18 protein-coding genes are annotated in these 17200 nt (G+C 36.4%); 10 read left to right on the top strand and 8 right to left on the bottom strand.

The window, feature by feature from the left end; translation table 11 throughout:
* Positions 1–165 precede the first annotated feature (165 nt).
* The 6 genes from ACN0U3_RS04715 (at position 166) to ACN0U3_RS04690 (ending at position 5350) form a co-directional block, all read left to right on the top strand.
* Positions 166–738 carry a DUF4293 family protein gene (locus tag ACN0U3_RS04715; RefSeq protein WP_417265334.1) on the top strand — a complete coding sequence of 191 codons (573 nt, stop codon included), beginning with the start codon at positions 166–168 and terminating at the stop codon, positions 736–738.
* Positions 738–2630 carry an ABC-F family ATP-binding cassette domain-containing protein gene (locus ACN0U3_RS04710; protein WP_417265333.1) on the top strand — a complete coding sequence of 631 codons (1893 nt, stop codon included), beginning with the start codon at positions 738–740 and terminating at the stop codon, positions 2628–2630. The genes ACN0U3_RS04715 and ACN0U3_RS04710 overlap by 1 nt, the downstream gene beginning before the upstream one ends.
* A 205-nt stretch (positions 2631–2835) precedes the next feature.
* Positions 2836–3402 carry a 30S ribosomal protein S16 gene (locus ACN0U3_RS04705; RefSeq protein WP_417265332.1) on the top strand — a complete coding sequence of 189 codons (567 nt, stop codon included), beginning with the start codon at positions 2836–2838 and terminating at the stop codon, positions 3400–3402.
* A gap of 21 nt (positions 3403–3423) precedes the next feature.
* Entirely contained in the window at positions 3424–3957 is a 534-nt protein-coding gene (rimM, locus tag ACN0U3_RS04700; RefSeq protein ID WP_299201645.1) for a ribosome maturation factor RimM, read from the top strand.
* A gap of 31 nt (positions 3958–3988) precedes the next feature.
* Entirely contained in the window at positions 3989–4693 is a 705-nt protein-coding gene (locus ACN0U3_RS04695) for a tRNA1(Val) (adenine(37)-N6)-methyltransferase (protein WP_417265331.1), read from the top strand.
* Positions 4694–4831: 138 nt separating this feature from the next.
* On the top strand, positions 4832–5350 hold the full coding sequence (locus tag ACN0U3_RS04690; RefSeq protein WP_299201651.1) for a C40 family peptidase: 519 nt from the start codon (positions 4832–4834) through the stop codon (positions 5348–5350).
* Here the strand turns inward: ACN0U3_RS04690 and ACN0U3_RS04685 are convergent.
* From ACN0U3_RS04685 to ACN0U3_RS04660, 6 genes are all read right to left on the bottom strand, one after another.
* The gene (locus ACN0U3_RS04685) at positions 5347–6495 is read right to left on the bottom strand and encodes a CapA family protein (RefSeq protein WP_299201654.1); all 1149 of its coding nucleotides are present in this window, start codon (positions 6493–6495) and stop codon (positions 5347–5349) included. The genes ACN0U3_RS04690 and ACN0U3_RS04685 overlap by 4 nt on opposite strands.
* Before the next feature lie 159 nt (positions 6496–6654).
* On the bottom strand, positions 6655–7482 hold the full coding sequence (locus ACN0U3_RS04680) for a DUF2797 domain-containing protein (RefSeq protein ID WP_299201657.1): 828 nt from the start codon (positions 7480–7482) through the stop codon (positions 6655–6657).
* Between the two features lie 13 nt (positions 7483–7495).
* A complete protein-coding gene (locus ACN0U3_RS04675; RefSeq protein ID WP_417265330.1) occupies positions 7496–9169 on the bottom strand; it encodes a NupC/NupG family nucleoside CNT transporter in 1674 nt (557 codons plus the stop codon).
* Positions 9120–9722, bottom strand: a complete 603-nt coding sequence (locus tag ACN0U3_RS04670) for a bifunctional nuclease domain-containing protein (RefSeq protein WP_417265329.1) — start codon at positions 9720–9722, stop codon at positions 9120–9122. Before ACN0U3_RS04670 ends, ACN0U3_RS04675 begins: the two co-directional genes overlap by 50 nt.
* Before the next feature lie 180 nt (positions 9723–9902).
* A complete protein-coding gene (locus tag ACN0U3_RS04665) occupies positions 9903–10844 on the bottom strand; it encodes an electron transfer flavoprotein subunit alpha/FixB family protein (RefSeq protein WP_299201666.1) in 942 nt (313 codons plus the stop codon).
* 24 nt (positions 10845–10868) lie between these two features.
* The gene (locus tag ACN0U3_RS04660) at positions 10869–11609 is read right to left on the bottom strand and encodes an electron transfer flavoprotein subunit beta/FixA family protein (protein WP_417265328.1); all 741 of its coding nucleotides are present in this window, start codon (positions 11607–11609) and stop codon (positions 10869–10871) included.
* A gap of 281 nt (positions 11610–11890) precedes the next feature.
* Between ACN0U3_RS04660 and ACN0U3_RS04655 the strand changes: the two genes are divergently transcribed.
* The 4 genes from ACN0U3_RS04655 to ACN0U3_RS04640 all read left to right on the top strand — a co-directional run bounded on the left by ACN0U3_RS04655 (position 11891) and on the right by ACN0U3_RS04640 (position 15019).
* Entirely contained in the window at positions 11891–12493 is a 603-nt protein-coding gene (locus ACN0U3_RS04655; protein WP_299201672.1) for an RNA polymerase sigma factor, read from the top strand.
* The gene (locus tag ACN0U3_RS04650; RefSeq protein ID WP_417265327.1) at positions 12480–13562 is read left to right on the top strand and encodes a hypothetical protein; all 1083 of its coding nucleotides are present in this window, start codon (positions 12480–12482) and stop codon (positions 13560–13562) included. The genes ACN0U3_RS04655 and ACN0U3_RS04650 overlap by 14 nt, the downstream gene beginning before the upstream one ends.
* Positions 13563–13661: 99 nt before the next feature.
* Positions 13662–14075 (top strand): Sec-independent protein translocase subunit TatA/TatB, encoded by a 414-nt coding sequence (locus ACN0U3_RS04645; RefSeq protein WP_299201678.1) that lies wholly within the window; start codon positions 13662–13664, stop codon positions 14073–14075.
* Complete coding sequence (locus ACN0U3_RS04640) at positions 14075–15019, top strand: calcium/sodium antiporter (RefSeq protein WP_417265326.1); 945 nt, start codon at positions 14075–14077, stop codon at positions 15017–15019. The genes ACN0U3_RS04645 and ACN0U3_RS04640 overlap by 1 nt, the downstream gene beginning before the upstream one ends.
* Before the next feature lie 132 nt (positions 15020–15151).
* Here ACN0U3_RS04640 and ACN0U3_RS04635 read toward each other — a convergent pair whose 3' ends face one another.
* Together ACN0U3_RS04635 and ACN0U3_RS04630 are read right to left on the bottom strand one after the other, a co-directional pair.
* Positions 15152–16261 (bottom strand): endonuclease/exonuclease/phosphatase family protein, encoded by a 1110-nt coding sequence (locus ACN0U3_RS04635; protein ID WP_417265325.1) that lies wholly within the window; start codon positions 16259–16261, stop codon positions 15152–15154.
* Positions 16262–16281: 20 nt separating this feature from the next.
* Positions 16282–17199 (bottom strand): rhomboid family intramembrane serine protease, encoded by a 918-nt coding sequence (locus tag ACN0U3_RS04630; protein WP_417265324.1) that lies wholly within the window; start codon positions 17197–17199, stop codon positions 16282–16284.
* Position 17200: the final 1 nt, after the last annotated feature.

Here is a 17200-nt window from a genome sequence, read left to right as displayed (position 1 = left end):
GATTAATTGTTGAATCAGTAGAGTTCAAATATATTAATTCATTTTAAGATGTGTAGCATTAAATTATACCTTCTTGTGTTTCTGGCTTGATTTTGCTTATTTCTTGTACGAATTTCCCCGTTAAATATTCAATTAAAAAACCTATCTTTGCTCAAAAATTAAACTATGATTCAACGCGTTCAATCCATTTATTTATTGCTGACTTTAGTGGCATTGATTTTTTTAAGTATTGGAACAGATGTTTTTGTGACTAAAGCAGAGCAGAAAGACCAATTTGAAATGATTAGTCATGGGAATGGTTATGGTGTTCAAAGAGACATTTATCTAAAAGGTGAGTTGACTGATGAGAACACAGAGTTGTTACAACATGCCACAGGAAAGATTGAAATTATAGACAAAATGGAAGGGGTACCTACATTTTATTTTCCATTTTACTCCATCACCATTTTATTGTCCATGTTTACCGTTGTTGTATTGATGGGATATAAAAATTTGAAAAGACAATTGCAATTGGGACGAATTTTATTCGTAGTTAACTTTATTTTATTTGGTGTGACCATCGTATTGTACAACTTGTTAAAGAGCAATACATTACCAGAATCAGATGCCTATACTGTCAGTGCACAGTTAGGGTTTGGTTTTTATTGTATCATCATCGCCTTGGCCTTTTCTTTCTTGGCAAACATTGGAATTCGTCGTGATTTACGACTGATTAAATCTATAGATCGTATCCGTTAATGAATTATTTATCAGTTGAACAATTAACAAAGTCGTATGGTGATCGTACGATATTTGAGGACTTGAGTTTTGGTATAGACCAAGGTCAGAAAGTAGCACTAGTCGCTAAAAACGGTAGTGGGAAATCGACCTTGATTCGTTGCTTGATGGGGGAGGAACCTTATGATAGCGGTCGGGTGGTGTTTAGAAATGACATCAATATTTCTTATTTGCAACAAGCCGATGACTTGAATCCTGAAAACACCATTTACGAAGAAGTTTTTGATCATGATTTACCTAAACTGAACGTTTTTAAAAAGTATTCCAAAGCAGTACGAGATAACGACGAAGAGGGAATGGCGAATTTATTTGAGGCCATTTCAGAATTAAATGCATGGGATTTAGACAGTTTAGTTGAGCAAGTTTTGTCTAAATTAAAACTAGATAATCATGAGGCTAAGGTAAGTACTTTGTCAGGAGGGCAGCGCAAGCGTGTTGCTTTAGCGAAAGTATTGATTTCTGAGCCTGACTTTTTATTCCTCGATGAACCTACAAACCACCTTGATTTAGACATGATTGAATGGTTGGAAGAATACCTTTCAAAATCGAAGTCTACTATTTTTATGGTGACGCACGACCGTTACTTTTTAGAGGTTATAACAGATGTGATTTATGAGTTGGAGGACCAGCAATTGTACCGTTACAAAGGGAACTTCTCTTATTATTTGGAGAAAAAAGCAGAGCGAGAGGAAAATAGAGCAATTGAAGTAGGGAAAGCGAGAAGTTTGTTCAAAAAGGAGCTGCAGTGGATTAGAAGACAACCAAAAGCACGTGGTACAAAACAAAAAGCCAGAACAGATGCTTTTGAAGGGATAAAGAAAACAGCCAGTCAAAATATTGATAAGGAAGAACTTGAGATTCCAATTAAAATGGAACGTTTGGGGACAAAAATCTTAGAGCTTCACAACATCTCAAAAAGCTATCCTGGATTAAAAATACTAGATAAGTTAAGCTATACCTTTAAACGTCAAGAACGATTAGGAATTGTAGGTCCAAATGGAGTGGGTAAATCGACCCTTCTACGTATCATTACTGGAGAGGAACAGCCAGATTCAGGGAAGGTAGTGATCGGTGATACAGTTGTTTTTGGATATTATTCTCAAGCCAATATTGAGGTGGATGAGAACATGAAAGTAATTGATGTAATTCGTGAAGTAGCAGAATTTATTCCATTAGAAAAAGGCCGAGAAATGTCTGCTGCTCAATTCTTAGAGAAATTCCTTTTCCCTAGAAGTATGCATTATAATTATGTTTACAAATTAAGTGGGGGAGAGCAACGCCGATTAAAGTTGATGAAAGTTTTGATGAGCAATCCGAACTTTTTAATTCTTGATGAACCTACCAATGATTTAGACATCTATATTTTAGGAGTATTGGAAGATTACCTTAAAAATTTCCAAGGTTGTTTAATTGTTGTTTCGCATGACCGTTATTTTATGGACAAAATGGTCGATCATATCTTCGTCTTTGAAGGCGATGCGAAAATAAAGGACATTACTGGAAACTATACAGTATATAGGGATAAACTTAAGGCTGAACTACTCGAAGATCAAGCGGAAAGAAGGTTTGAAAAAGCTCAATCTGCAAAAGCGTCTTTGGAGAAAGAAGCAGTGAAGACAGTGCCAAAAGAAAAGGAAAAACGTAAGTTGAGCTTTAAAGAAAAACAAGAGTTTGAAAAACTAGACGCAGAGGTGGAAAAATTAGAAACCGAAAAAGAAAATTTAACACTTGTACTCTCAAGTGGTGAGGTTTCTTCGGACGAACTAAATGAAGCCAGTAAACGACTTGGTGAATTGATGTTGGAGCTTGAAGAAAAAACAGAGCGTTGGATGGAATTGGCTGAATATGCTTAGGAAGGTTGAAATTAAAGAATAGACTTTACTTGTAAATGAATAAGAGTCCGATCTGAGAGCTGTTGCTGATGTTTGGTTTCTATTGAATATATTTTTTCATTATAATTAAACATTTTTCATTTATTTAAAATAATACCACTATCTTTGTCGACTTAAATAAACTAATTTATTAATAGGAGTTTCGCACTCCAACCAATAAAACATTATGGCAACAAAAATTAGATTGCAAAGACACGGTAAGAAAGGATATGCTTTTTACCACGTAGTAGTAGCAGATTCACGTGCACCACGTGATGGACGCTTCATCGAAAAATTAGGAACATACAATCCTAATACAAACCCAGCTACAATTGATATCGATTTCGATAAAACATTAAATTGGGTAACAACAGGTGCAGAAATGTCTGATACAGCACGTGCGATTTTGTCGTACAAAGGTGTATTATACAAAAATCACTTATTGAAAGGTGTAAAAAAAGGTGCTTTAACTGAAGCTGATGTTGAAAAGAAATTTGAAGCATGGTTGAAAGATAAAGAATCTAAAATCTCTAAGAAGTCAGAAGGACATTCTGAGTCAATGAAAAAAGCTGAGGCTGAGCGTTTAGCTGCTGAAAAAGCAACAAGCGAAGCACGCGCTAAAGAATTGGCTGCGAAGAATGCACCTGCAGAAGAAGAGGTAGCTGAAGAAACTCCAGCTGCTGAAGCAGCTGAAGAGGCTCCGGAAGCACCAGCTGCTGAAGAGAAAAAAGAAGACGAAAAAGAAGAGAAGTAATTCTCATAAATCGTTTAAAAAATGAATAAAGCGGATTGCTTTAATTTAGGTTACGTAGCGAAACTTCACAGTTATAAAGGTGAAGTTTCGCTTTTTTTTGATGCAACAAATCCAGAAGATTATGCGACCTTAGATGCGGTTTATATTGATTTGGACGGAATCCTAACTCCATTCTTCGTGGAGCGCATCGATATGAAAGACAAAGGCTTTGCTAAAGTGAAGTTTGAAGGTGTTGATTCTGAAAATGACGCTAAGCTTATCCTTAAAAAAGAACTTTTTCTTCCTCTAGAATTGCTTCCTCCTCTTTCGGGTAAAAACTTTTATGATCATGAAATCATCGGTTTTAAAGTAATTGATGAAAATTATGGTGAAGTAGGTGAGGTGGTGCAAGTGATGGATTATAAAATTAATCCGCTTTTACAGGTTCAGAATAATGAACTGGATAAAGAAGTGCTTTTGCCTTTGGGAAATGATTTGGTACAAAAAGTTGACCGCGAACAACAAGAGTTGTACGTTAAAGCGGCAGAAGGATTAATTGAGATGTATTTGGAGTAGTCCATGATTTCCTCTTTAAATAATTGCTCTATTGTCACTGTTTAAATTCAAACACTTTAATGTTAATCAATTGCATGTGCCTCAAAAAGTAGGTACTGACGCAATGGTTCTTGGGGCTTTGGTACGTGGAAATTTCCCCAATGAGATTCTGGATGTTGGAACGGGGTGTGGTGTGATTGCACTTATGTTGGCCCAAAAATTTCCACATGGAAAGGTGACAGGAATAGACATCGATAAACAGGCAGTTGTGCAAGCACAAGAAAATTTCGATGCAGCCAACTTTCCTAATCACTTTGACGCTTTACATAAAAACTACTTGGCCTATCGACCTTCTGTGCAATTTGACTTAATTGTTTCTAATCCTCCTTATTTTAATTCTAAAATGCCTTCTGCTGATCAGCAAAGAAGTTTGGCCAGACATGAAGACAGTATGTCTGTGCAAGAATTAATCAATCATTCAGCAAATTTGTTGAGTCAAGAAGGAGAGTTGTGGTTAATTGTTCCTGCTGAAAGAACTGAAAGCTTAATCTTAAATCATCTTCAATTAAATTTACACTTCACTCAGAGGATTAAGATTTTTGGTAAACCCAACCGACATGTTCGTGATGTGTTGACCTTCTCAAAAAAGAAAATTAAGGCTATGTCAGAATCTACTTTTACCATTAGGGATGAGGAAGGAAAATATACTGAGACTTATAAAAATGTGACCAAAGAATTCCATTACAATACGTTATAGTTGTTTGTGGTTTTATTTAAGGACTTAAAAAAAATACAAAATCACGCATTTCTAATTTTGTTAATTTTCAGTTAGTTGTGGAAATATCTTGGATTTTCGCTTAACTTTGCCGAGTTAATGTAGCACAAATAATATTTTATGAATGTTTTTTCAATCATAGTTTTATCGACACTAAGCTGGTCTAATCCAGAAATAGATACTACACATATTCATTCTGAAGTTCAATTAGAATGTCAAATCGAAGAGAACTTAATTGATACTTTGATCAGCACAGGTAAGCAATTGTTAGGAACACCATACAAATATGCTGGTAATACTGAAAAAGGAATTGATTGCTCAGGATTGCTTCAATATATGTTCAAAAGTCAGGGAGGAGAAGTTGCCAGGACTAGTCGTGGATTGGCCCAGCTAGGACATAAAATTGATTTAGAACAGGTCACCAAAGGAGATTTAATTTTCTTCAAAGGGAGAAATGTAAATTCGAACTCAATCGGTCATGTGGCTTATGTTATTGAAGGCTCAGGAAAAGAGGTGTTGTTACTTCATGCTACAAGTCGAGGCGTTGTTGTCGATAAATTACATGAGAGTTCTTACTATAAAAAACGCATTTTATTTGCTAAACGATTAGCATACGAAGAGATTTTCGACCTTCTCTAATTCGCTTTAGGTAAATAAAAACTACCGTTGTCTTCAATAATTAAATCGTTTTCAGGAAAATCTTCTTTGTTCAGTCGTTGAACTTCTTTGACAGCAGTATTGTCTGGGTCTAAAGTCGGACCACCTCGACCCAATTGCTTTGTCGAGTGTAGTTTTCCTTTGATAAAAGTACCATCTCTGTGCGTGTAAACGTGAACAATCGGTGCTACTCCACTAATCCCTCTTAAATTAAATCTACCATAGGTTGCAAAATTCCCAAGACTGTAGGCAATAAAACGATCCTTGTAGACCTCCATTGCTCTTGTGACATGAGGTCCATGACCGAATACGATATCTGCTCCATGATCAACCACCCACCTTGAGAATTTAAATACATCACCTCTGTTTTCACCATAAAACATTTCTGTTGCTCGAGGAACATTCGTTTTACTTGCTCCTTCGGCGCCTCCATGAAAAGATACAATTACAAGGTCTGAAATACTATCCAAATGTTGAACAATTGCTTTGGCCAATTCGTAATTATGAATCTTTACAGTTCCTGTATTCGGAGAAAAAGCGGCAAGTCCATATATAACTCCATCAATCTTTATGGTATCCCACGGATAAGCTTCAAGTCCGGCATAAGCCACCCCCATACTGTCTAAGAAGCGTACAGTATTTTCTCTTCCAGGTGTGCCGAAATCCCCGACGTGGTTATTGGCAATGCTGATTAAGTCAAAGCCATGTGGTTTGAGGTCCCATGCAATATCTTCCGGCATTCTAAAAGCATAACATTTCGTAGAATCACTACATTTTTTCACATCGCCGCCTTCATTTAAAACTGTGCCTTCTAAGTTTCCAAATGTACAATCGGGTTCAGTCAATAAATGTGCAACTGGAGCCAACAAGCTTCTTCCTTCAGGAGGTAAATAACTAGAATTGGGAAAGTTTGTTCCTAACATGATGTCACCTACACCTGCAATAATCAAGGTGTCTTTTAAAACAACTTCAACAATGCGTGTGGTATCTAAAGACAACTCTGGTAAGGGAGCAACAGTGTGGACTTGCTTATCTTTAATTTGTGCATGTCCAATATTAGGAATTAGTATAGTTCCGATAATTAATAACAAAACTGTAACCTGGAACTGTGTTAATGTATTCTTCATAGTTTATGGATGCTTCACTGAGTTGATCGCGTAAGATTGCTTACTGATTTTTTCTCCTGTGAAAATACATAAAATCGAAACACTTTCAAAGGCATTTAAAAGCTTAACTTTTCTTGGCTAACCTCATTAAAGAATTCACAATGATGATGTTGGGCGAGATTAATCCTTCACTTCAAACTCAACCTCATAGCTGGTGTGCCTTCTGATGTTCATTACACGATCACCATCAAGTAAAAAGTACTGGCCTTTTATTCCCATTAATTTTCCTGAAATGGAAGGCAATTTATCAAGGTTAACACTTTTAATTTTTGTTGGAAATTCTATGACAGGATAGTTGATGTTGGTTAAATCATCTTCTTCACTGATGTATTGCGCAAGATCTTCTGGAAGTAATTCCTCTAATTGCCACTTTGTTTCTTCTAAATCAATGTTTTCATCTACATCATTACGAAGCATTTTACGCCAGTTGGTTTTGTCTGTGAATTCTGACTTTAAAGCAACCTCTAGGACTCCTGCTAAATAACGGTTCGGTGTTTCGGCTAGAATTATGGCTTCATTCGCACCCTGATCTATCCAACGTGTTGGAATTTGAGTTGCTCGTGTAACCCCAACTTTTACAACATCACTAGCTGCTAAATATACGATGTGAGGTTGATTGTGATTTCTTTCTTCCCATTCTACATCTCTTCCTTCGCCTAAGTGTGCACGACAAAGTTCTGGACGAATAATACATTCAGCTGACTCTGGAGCATCTTTAAAGCAGGGATAACAAAATCCTTGATTAAATGAAGTTTTTGTCTTCGTACCACAATTTTTACAATAAATGTTACCTGTAAATTCGAACGCTATAGACTTACCTATTAGTTCATTCATAGGGAGGCTTTCCTTCTCTTGCGTTTCAGTATTGAAAAATAGCATTTCATACTGTACAACATTTTCACTGTTGAAGTCAACCAACATTTTTCTTAATTCTCCCTTAAAATTCATCTTGAATAATTTTTTAGAATAACATTCCTACCATGGTAGCAGTAAGCATACATGCTAACGTTCCAGCGATGAGAGATAACACTCCATATTTTGCTAAAACAGGTTTTTTACTGGGGGCAATGGCACCAATTCCTCCCACTTGAATACCGATCGATGCAAAGTTTGCAAATCCACAGAGAACATAAGTACCAATAATTACCGATTTGCCTGAAATTTCGTCTTGTAACTCCCCTAAATGTGGATAAGCAACAAATTCATTGATGATGGTCTTTTCACCCAAAAGTTGTCCAATAATCATACTGTCTTGCCAAGGAACCCCCATTAACCAAGCAATAGGAGAGAGGGCGTTTCCTACAATGTACTGAAACGATAATTCAGTATAGAGTGAAGAACTGCTTGCAATAATATCATTCAATCCTGTGTAGTGTCCAACTTTCCCTAACATAAAGTTAGCCAGTGCAATTAATGAAATAAATACAATGAGCATTGCTGCAACATTGACCGCTAATTTTAATCCGTCAACCGTTCCGTTGGCAATAGCCTCCAATGAATTCACTCCAAGTTTGTTTTTAGAAATGGTTAAGTCGGTATTGATTTCTTCAGTTTCTGGCAATAATATTTTAGAAAAAACAATAGCAGCAGGAGCAGACATTAATGAGGCAGTCAGTAAATGTTTGGCGAAAAATACTTTTTGTTCAGGATCGTCACCCCCCAGGAATCCGATGTAAGCAGCAAGCACTCCACCAGCGATGGTCGCCATTCCTCCAGCCATTAAACAGAGGATTTCACTTTCTGTCATTTTTCCAAGGTAAGGTTTAACCAACAATGGAGCTTCTGTTTGACCTAAAAAGACATTACCAGCGGCAGAAACACTTTCAGCACCAGATAAGCCCATAATGCGTTTCATCACCCAGGCCATTCCGTAGACAATCTTTTGGAGTATACCCCAATAATAGAGTAAGCTGGTCAAGGCAGAAAAGAAAATAACAGAAGGCAATACCCAAGTAGCAAAGTTCATAACGATAGGAGACATATCACCAGTAATTACACTACTGAAAACGAATAATGCTCCTTCATGGGCCATGTCAACCACTTTTACAAATCCTTTTGAGATAAAGTTGAAAATAGTTTCAATAAAAGGGACTTTTAAAATCAATAAGGCCAGTACAACCTGAAGTAGTATACCTTTGATAACTAAGGGCCAATTAATGCGTCTTCTGTTTTTACTAAGTAAAAAAGCAATAAAAATCAATGCCGTTACACCTAATAAACCACGTGCGATGCTTCCAAAAGAGAGCGATGTTGCTAATGTTTTGTTTTCTTTTAAATAGGTTACTCTTTTACTTTGATTATCAAGGGCGAATTTTCCGTCTTCTAAGGTGAGAATAGGAAAAACTTCTGTGATTGTAGTGGTGTCTGATGTGCTACTGCTGAGAATTAATTCATTCTCATCCAAAACATAACTTCCAGACTTTTGATAAGTCAACAATGTGTCATTGGTCTTAAAAGTACCATTTTCATTTAATTGCAGAGAAAAGTTTCTTCGGAACCATTGTTGGTCATCGTTTTCCTTATTACTTTCTTGGGCATTTAAACCAAAAACAGTAGTAAGAAATACCAGTGATAAAAGGAGTAGTTTAGGAAGTACGTTTGTTAATTTCATCTCTAATTTTTGATGCGAGCTCATAGTTTTCTGCCTCAACAGCACGTTCTAGACGTGTTTCTAACTCTTTAATGGTTAATCCTGAAAGGTCTGATTTGTCTTTTTTGCCAGAAGAACTTTTTTTCGGGTCTTCTATTGGTGTTGCAATTCCAGATTCTTCATCTTCTTGGTCGAGTTGAATTCCTGCTGATCCTAAAATTGATTCATAAGTAAAGACATTGCATTTAAAACGTACAGCAAGGGCTATGGCATCAGAAGTACGAGCGTCAATTTCAACTTCTTTACCTTCTTTATCGCAGATCAATTTAGAATAAAATATACCTTCTTTTAAATTGTATATTATAACCTCCTTCACTTTAATGTTGAATGATTCAGCAAAATTTTTAAATAAATCGTGTGTTAAGGGTCGAGAGGGAACCATGTTCTCTAATTCTATAGCAATTGCTTGCGCTTCAAAACCACCTATTATTATAGGAAGTCTTCTCACTCCATTCACTTCAGAAAGAACTAGAGCGTATGCACCAGATTGTGTCTGACTGTAGGATAATCCAATAATTTCCAATTTTACTTTTTCCATACTTGGCTAAAGGTCATCATTTTTGTATGATACTGAGCGCTCTTATGAAAGAAGTTATTCAGTACACACTATATTAGTATAATTATACCAGCTTATAAAATCAAATTGGTATAACAAATTAGGGAAGCTTTTGCCTCCCTAATTTGATATCACGTAAAAATAATATTTATTATCGAATGATTAGTTCGAAGCCTTGAATTTTTTTACTGCATCTAATAAACGAGGCAATACTTCAAAGGCATCTCCAACCACACCGTAATCTGCAGCCTTAAAGAAAGGTGCTTCGTCATCGGTATTGATTACAACAATCACTTTAGATCTGTTTACACCTGCTAAATGCTGAATTGCTCCAGAAATTCCTGCTGCGATGTAAAGGTTTGGACTAATAGCAACTCCTGTTTGACCCACGTGTTCGTGGTGAGGGCGCCATCCTGAATCAGCCACCGGACGAGAACAAGCTGTTGCTGCTCCTAGTTCTTTTGCAAGATCTAATATAAGGTTCCAATTTTCTGGACCTTTTAATCCACGTCCTCCTGAAACCACTAACTCTGCTTCTGGTAGTGGAATATCTCCTTCAGGGAATTTGGTGTCTTTAACAGTTACTCTAGTATCTCCTGCATTTCCAGAAAATTCCTCTACAGTTGCGTCAGCTCCTGTTTCTTCTGGTTGAATTGAATTTGGAAGTAAAGCGATAATTTTTTTATCTGTGTTTACTTTTACAAATCCGTGTGCTTTCCCAGAAAATACATTTACTGGAATGGTACCGTCTTCTTGTGGAACTCCGGTCGCACCAGCAACTAATCCTGCATTCATCTTAACTGAAAGTCGAGGGGCAACTGCTTTTCCTATTAAGTCGTTAGAGAAAACAATTGTGTTTGCTCCTTCTTTTTCTGCTGCAGTAGCCACCATTCTTGTTAATTGTTGTTCGTCAATTCCTTCAAATGAACGGTCAACTAAAACTTTACTCGCTCCATATTTTCCAAGCTGTGCAAGTGTTGAATCGTCTGTTTTTCCATTGGTTACAACTGTAACTTCTCCTAATTTTTTTGCGTAAGTAACCGCTTCAAATGCACTTTTAGCAATCTTTTCACCGTTACTGTTTATATATACTAATACTGACATAATTTTTTTCTTTTAGCGATGTACTTATATTACTTTTGCTTCGTTGTGTAACAATTCAACCAATTCATCCATGTTGTTTGGATCAATTAATTTAACTGCAGATTTTGGAGCAGGTAAACCATATTTTACAAATGAAGTTTGTTTTGCCGCGTTTGATGCTTCAACTACTTTTAGTGGTTTAGTTCGTGCAGCCATAATTCCACGCATATTTGGGATTCGCTGTTCTGCCATTCCTTTAGCACAACTTACAACCAATGGCAAGTCTGCTTCTACAGTTTGAACACCACCAACGATCTCTTTATCTAAAGTGGCTGTACTACCATTGACTTCCATACGCTCAGCAAGTGAAATGAAAGGCATGTCTAAATGCTCTGCCAACATTCCTCCAACTTGAGATCCGTTGTAATCAATCGTTTCTTTTCCTAACAAAACTAAATCGTAAGCACCTTCTTTTGCGAAGTTTGCTATTTCAGCAGCAACTTGACCTGCATCCTCAGCTTTTACATCAACACGTACTGCGTCATCCGCGCCAATCGCTAATGCTTTACGAATTGTAGCATCGTCTTCAGCTGTTCCTACAGTAATTGTAGTTACACTTCCTCCATGCGCTTCTTTTAATTCAATACCTTTAACAAGTGCATACCACTCATCGTAAGGATTCACGATATATTTAACACCACCTTCGTCAAATTTCGTATCACCATCAGTGAAGGAAATCTTTGTGGTTGTATCTGGAGCTTTACTTATACAAACAAGTATTTTCATATTATATGTTTTTTGTTTTAATGTCTTCCACAAAAATATAAAAAGATTCCTCTTTTCAGCATAATTTTATAAGGTATGCATAGTAAATTTCACTTTTCTTTTGTTTTAATGGCACAAAGGTGTTTATTCTGACAAAAGTGACTGTTTTTTCAAAGGGTAAAAGCGTGTTTTTTGAATGGAAGGAAAATAAAGTTGAGTTTTTTTATGGAATTTATGGATTAAACTTCCCTTTTAAACAGAAATAGTATAAGTTTAAGCTAAAGAAAAATAACAAAAACTACGTGCTACTACAATTGCTTAGAAAATATACGCAGTATTCTGATGAAGAATTGGTGATGAAATTCCAAGCTTCAAAAGATAGCTATTACGCGGGATTATTGTTTGAGCGGTATAACGAGATGACGGTTTCTCTAGCCTTAAACTATTTGAAAAATGAAAGTGATGCAGAAGATGCTGTGATGGAATGTTTTGAATTGCTGTACAAAGATTTGAAAACTGCAGAGGTTAAAAATTTTGGAGGTTGGTATTATTCGGTGGTGAGAAATCACTTGTTGAAATTAAAACGCAGCAGGAGAAGAAATCAAGGTGATGAATTGATTGAAGGGTTTCATGACCAAGAACATGGTGAAGGCTTGTTTGACCAACTTTTTAATCACAGAGAAGAAGAAATCAATGAATTGGTGAAGGAAGTTCTCGAATCTTTGAAGCCCATACAGTCACAATGTGTTGAAGCGTTTTACTTAAATGATAAAAGCTATAAAGAAATTTCAATGGAATTAGCTATTTCTGAAAAAGAAGTGAAAAGTCACTTGCAAAATGGGAAAAGGAAATTTAAAATAGAATTAGAAAAACGAAATGTCAAGTCAGTCAATGAAATATCATGAATTACCCTCGTTTGAGACCTTGGTAGCGTATCGGAAAGGTGATTTGTCTGCTGTTGAAAAGCAATGGATTGATCAACTGATGAAGGACAATCCAATGGTAAGGGCAGTGGTTGAAAGTTCTACACAAATTAAATCTTCTGCTGTCCAATCGATTTCTAAAAGAACTGCTCAAAGGTTATCCGATACTTATTTTTCTGAATTAGGATTCTGGACTAAATACAGGGTATGGATAGGGTTAAGCGCTTTGGCTATCCTGTTGGGAGCGGTATTTCTGTTTAAAACGGAAAAGCCTGAAGCTTTATATTCGAAAAAAGCCTTGTCGATGAACAATCATGTTCAAGAAAATGAGCAGAATAATTTCCAACCATCTGAGTCTGATCTTGTTGGCACAGAAACGGAAGGATTGTCAGATGCTGAAATTGAAGAAAAAGAAGTACAAGATTTGGAGCATGAGGAAAACATCGAAGGCAATAAAGAACTTGAAGTCGATGAGATAGATAAAATAAAGAAAAACAATGAAGATTTGACGTGGGAGGAGGAAAGTCTTATTGATCAAAACATCTACAAGACTGCTGGAGAAGATGAGGAAAGCCAAAATTCAGAAGACAATACCCGTAGTTTTTCAACACAATCTGCAAAGGCCAATAAAACAATAACCTTGTCTGTTCAACAGGTGCAAATCCTAGCCAAATCTAATCCTGATGACATTAATAGTTCTTCAAAAAAAGACAAAAAAGGAAATCCTTTACAGGTTTTCGGACAAGATGTAGGAAGCGGTGCTTCTTATTCCATTGATGATGTGCCAAAATATCCAGGAGGTGATAGGGCTTTACAGAACTATTTTACCGGAAAATTGCGTCCTATCGTTATTGTTGAAAGTGAAAATCGTTTCGATAGAAGTGTGATGATTGATTTAGAAGTTAATTCAAGAGGTAGACTAAAAGATTATCAAATATATGGCGAGTTACATCCTGACCATCAGAAAGCACTCATAAAAGCCATAGAAGATCTGCCACGATTCAGTAAAGGAGCGGTGAGTATTATTTATTCGCTCGGAATTGCATTTTAATTAAAGATGTCCTTCTAAGGAACTGTTAAATTCATCTTGCAACTCTTCTTTTTTATGCTTTAAATTCTTACAATTCTCAATTTCTCGTATCTTTGCGGCATGTTAATATTCATCAATAGTATTGCAGGCTCTGAAATAGTCATTATCTTGCTTTTTGTACTCATCTTTTTTGGGGCGAAAAGCATTCCTGGTATGGCTAGAGGGTTAGGAAAAGGGATGCGTCAAATCAAAGATGCTAGCCAAGATGTTCAAGACGAAATTCGTAAAACAACCACAGAAATGAAGCGTGATGTAAACATCAGTAGAGCACTTCATGATGCAAAAAACACGATTGAATCACCTGTTAAAGAATTTACAAAGGACCTAAAGCAATCTGCTGTAGAGGTTGGGAAAACCATCGATGAAGATGGAGAAGAGGTGAAAACGAAAGCGCCTTCTCCTAAAGTGGAGGAATCTACTAAGCTTAAAAATGAAAATCCAAATATTAAACCAGACCAACAAAACATTAGCTAATGCTTATTGATATCTCTCTAATTGTTATAGGATTAATTTTGTTGATTGCTGGGGGGGAATTCTTGGTGAAAGGAGCAGTCGGAATATCTGTAAAAGCAAAACTATCAAAGTTAGTGATTGGAATGACTGTGGTTTCTTTTGGAACTTCCACTCCAGAATTACTGGTTTCCTTACAGTCTGCCAGTGAAGGTTTACCTGAAATAGCCATTGGAAATGTGATTGGGTCAAATATTGCCAATTTGGCTTTGGTGCTCGGTGTTACCGTTTTGATTTTCCCAATGCCTGTTGCACGTAATACAATTAAATATGATTGGCCAATGATGATGTTGGCGTCTCTTTTGTTCTTCGTTTTTGCTTATGATTTACAGATTCAACGCTGGGAAGGACTAACCTTGTTCTTGCTGTTGGTCATCTTTATCATTTTTATCATTATGAAATCTCGAAAGAGTCAAGTGGTAGAGATGGATGAAATTCCAGGGATTGAAGATTTGACCCAGAAAATTTCAGTTTGGAAAAATATCTTGTATCTACTAATTGGTCTGCTAGGACTTTATTTTGGATCAAATTGGTTGATTAGCGGTGCAAAGTCTTTGGCCCTAGAAGTAGGTTTATCTAATCATGTGATCGGAATTACAATTGTCGCTTTTGGAACATCAGTTCCAGAATTAGCAACCAGTGTTGTGGCTGCCTACAAGAAAGAAACGGATATTTCTGTCGGTAACTTAATTGGAAGTAATATCTTTAATATTATGGCGGTTCTAGGACTTACAGCAATTGTTAAACCGATAGGTGTGGAAGAAAATGTGCTGTCTTGGGATATTCTATGGATGATTGGATTTGCCTTGTTACTACTTCCAATGATGGTCTTTAATCGAAAAGTAGGTAGATTCAGTGGATTTATTTTGCTTGGACTTTATATCTTCTACATCATCTCTTTGTTCTAATAATTAATTCATTCTTTTACAGGGCCATGCTTTACAATGAAGAATAAGACTTTATTGTTCCTTGCTTAAGTCATAAAGAATTCATTATTCTTAACTGGAGTGACTTATTTAAAGTGAAAATGCAAACCTCTTTTACTTAATGATTTTCAGCGTGCTTGATATAGCGTAATGGTCTGAAAGTGTTTTTTCATGATGTGTATTGAATGTTGTTGGAATCCATTTATCATCGTGAAAAATATAGTCAATTCTACCTGCTGGAACTTTGCCCGCATAGGTTCTGGTCATTCCAAAATCTGCAGCATAAAATGCATCGTTAAATTGTTTTGCAATCGTAGAATAGGTATAGGAAGTTGGTGGGTCGTTTAAATCTCCACATAGTAGTGTTGGGTAGGATGTTTCTGCGGCATGAGAAATGATTTGTCGGGTTTGTTGAACTCTTGGAGGATAGGCTTCTTTTAATTTACTTAATAAACCGGTAATTCGTTGTGAATAATCTTTGTCACTCGAAATAGAAGTGTCAAATAATGAATATTCATCCTTTTGAAAACGTATACTTTCTAAATGAAAGTTATAGATACGAACAGTGTCTTCTCCTTTGACGATATCGGCATAAATACTAGGGATGCTCCTGCTAGAGTCTCCGATTAAACCTGAGTTAATGATGGGGTATTTTGAGAAAATAGCTTGTCCCATTGTCATCCTCCTGGCCTCAAGTGTTAATGTAGTAACATGGTGAGTATATCCGCCAATTTTCTTTATTTCGGAAGGAGAGATTAGTTTATTATTAGACTTGTTTTCTGCATATTCTTGCAAACAAAGTATGTCTGTTGGATTTTCTTCGAAAAAGGCTGTGAACTCAGCCTTACTGTCTTCTATTTTGGGGACAATTAATTGGTAGGCATCAAAAAGTCGAACATTGAAAGACATAATGCTCAATTCATTGTTCGAAGCGCTGATTAGAGCTTCATTGTTTTTAGGAAAACTGACACCAAAATACCGGGCATGTGTAAAACTTCCGAGAAGCAATACAATTAAAGAAAAGGCATATTTCTTTGTGAGCATAAAGTTGAGAAGTGCGAAGATCAATGTTCCCACAAAAAGTATGGGATAGGCGAGGCCCAAAAGTTGAAAAAACCACAAGGATTTTGGAGATATCCATGCACTAGCATAACTCAAAAGTAGTCCGAGTGTAAAGGCAAGTGTGACAATGCGAATTCCTATTTTGAGCAGACTAAAAATCATAAGGGTTAACAATTCATGTCTTATTTGCTTTGGTCAAACAAGATTTGTTTCTCTTTCTTGGTTAAACTATCGTATCCAGACTTTGATATTTTATCTAAAATCGCATCAATTTCAGCCTGCTTTTTCTTTTTCTTGAGATTGTATTCCTCATCGGAAAGATTTTGCGCAGTAGTTTTACCAGCTGCTTTTCCACCTTTATGTGCTTTCATTTTTGGCTTGCCTTTAAGGCTCGCTTTTAAATTTTCAACTGTGATTCTAGTAAAATTGATCACGTTCTTTTTAGAGTCAATGTTATAAATGGATAAAATTCCGAAAGCAGCACCTCCAAGATGAGCAAAATGCGCAACGTTATCTGTGCCCCCCATTTGAATTAAATCCAATAAAATATAAGCCCCTGCAATGTAAATCATTTTTAATCTGATCATTCCAAAGAGATGAACTTCAGCCATTGGACGATAAAAAGCAGCAGCCATAAATATTGCATTCACAGCGCCGGAAGCACCAACTACAAAAATTTGACTCCCTTGAAGGGCTGGGAAGATGGAGTAGGCTAGTATTTGAAATATTCCCCCCATTAATCCCCCTAAAATATAGGTGTATAACATCCTTTGATTGGAGAAATACAGGAGAAAAAAGCGAGAGATAAAATAAAAGAAAAGCATGTTAAATGCAAAGTGCATAAAATCAAAATGGGCAAAAATACTGGTGATAATTCCCCAAGGGTGGGTCAAAAAGCCTTGAAAATCTCCGCGCAATGTAAAGATGTCAAAAACAACATTCTCCATTGGATTGAGATACCCTTGTGGAACAGAAAGTGCTCCAAAAACCAAGATAACTTTAATCAAAACAAACACGGCAAGGTTGATTCCCATCAATTTGATGTGCATCCCTCCGTTATTCCACTGGTATTTAATTTCGTCTTTAAACGTACGGTTCATA

It is taken from the genome of Brumimicrobium sp., assembly GCF_048268645.1.
Classification (GTDB): domain Bacteria; phylum Bacteroidota; class Bacteroidia; order Flavobacteriales_D; family Crocinitomicaceae; genus Brumimicrobium; species Brumimicrobium ulvae.
Note: the sequence above shows the minus strand (reverse complement) of the source record. Positions and strands in the feature narration are given on the sequence as shown.

What these genes read in the sequence shown, in the direction of transcription:
- ACN0U3_RS04705 (WP_417265332.1), top strand. Translation starts at nt 2,836, where the DNA reads ATGGCAACAAAAATTAGATTGCAAAGACACGGTAAGAAAGGATATGCT.
- ACN0U3_RS04710 (WP_417265333.1), top strand. Translation starts at nt 738, where the DNA reads ATGAATTATTTATCAGTTGAACAATTAACAAAGTCGTATGGTGATCGT.
- ACN0U3_RS04630 (WP_417265324.1), bottom strand. Translation starts at nt 17,199, where the DNA reads ATGAACCGTACGTTTAAAGACGAAATTAAATACCAGTGGAATAACGGA.
- ACN0U3_RS04660 (WP_417265328.1), bottom strand. Translation starts at nt 11,609, where the DNA reads ATGAAAATACTTGTTTGTATAAGTAAAGCTCCAGATACAACCACAAAG.
- ACN0U3_RS04650 (WP_417265327.1), top strand. Translation starts at nt 12,480, where the DNA reads ATGAAATATCATGAATTACCCTCGTTTGAGACCTTGGTAGCGTATCGG.
- ACN0U3_RS04670 (WP_417265329.1), bottom strand. Translation starts at nt 9,722, where the DNA reads ATGGAAAAAGTAAAATTGGAAATTATTGGATTATCCTACAGTCAGACA.
- ACN0U3_RS04680 (WP_299201657.1), bottom strand. Translation starts at nt 7,482, where the DNA reads ATGAATTTTAAGGGAGAATTAAGAAAAATGTTGGTTGACTTCAACAGT.
- rimM (WP_299201645.1), top strand. Translation starts at nt 3,424, where the DNA reads ATGAATAAAGCGGATTGCTTTAATTTAGGTTACGTAGCGAAACTTCAC.
- ACN0U3_RS04685 (WP_299201654.1), bottom strand. Translation starts at nt 6,495, where the DNA reads ATGAAGAATACATTAACACAGTTCCAGGTTACAGTTTTGTTATTAATT.
- ACN0U3_RS04635 (WP_417265325.1), bottom strand. Translation starts at nt 16,261, where the DNA reads ATGATTTTTAGTCTGCTCAAAATAGGAATTCGCATTGTCACACTTGCC.
- ACN0U3_RS04690 (WP_299201651.1), top strand. Translation starts at nt 4,832, where the DNA reads ATGAATGTTTTTTCAATCATAGTTTTATCGACACTAAGCTGGTCTAAT.
- ACN0U3_RS04640 (WP_417265326.1), top strand. Translation starts at nt 14,075, where the DNA reads ATGCTTATTGATATCTCTCTAATTGTTATAGGATTAATTTTGTTGATT.
- ACN0U3_RS04715 (WP_417265334.1), top strand. Translation starts at nt 166, where the DNA reads ATGATTCAACGCGTTCAATCCATTTATTTATTGCTGACTTTAGTGGCA.
- ACN0U3_RS04645 (WP_299201678.1), top strand. Translation starts at nt 13,662, where the DNA reads ATGTTAATATTCATCAATAGTATTGCAGGCTCTGAAATAGTCATTATC.
- ACN0U3_RS04675 (WP_417265330.1), bottom strand. Translation starts at nt 9,169, where the DNA reads ATGAGCTCGCATCAAAAATTAGAGATGAAATTAACAAACGTACTTCCT.
- ACN0U3_RS04665 (WP_299201666.1), bottom strand. Translation starts at nt 10,844, where the DNA reads ATGTCAGTATTAGTATATATAAACAGTAACGGTGAAAAGATTGCTAAA.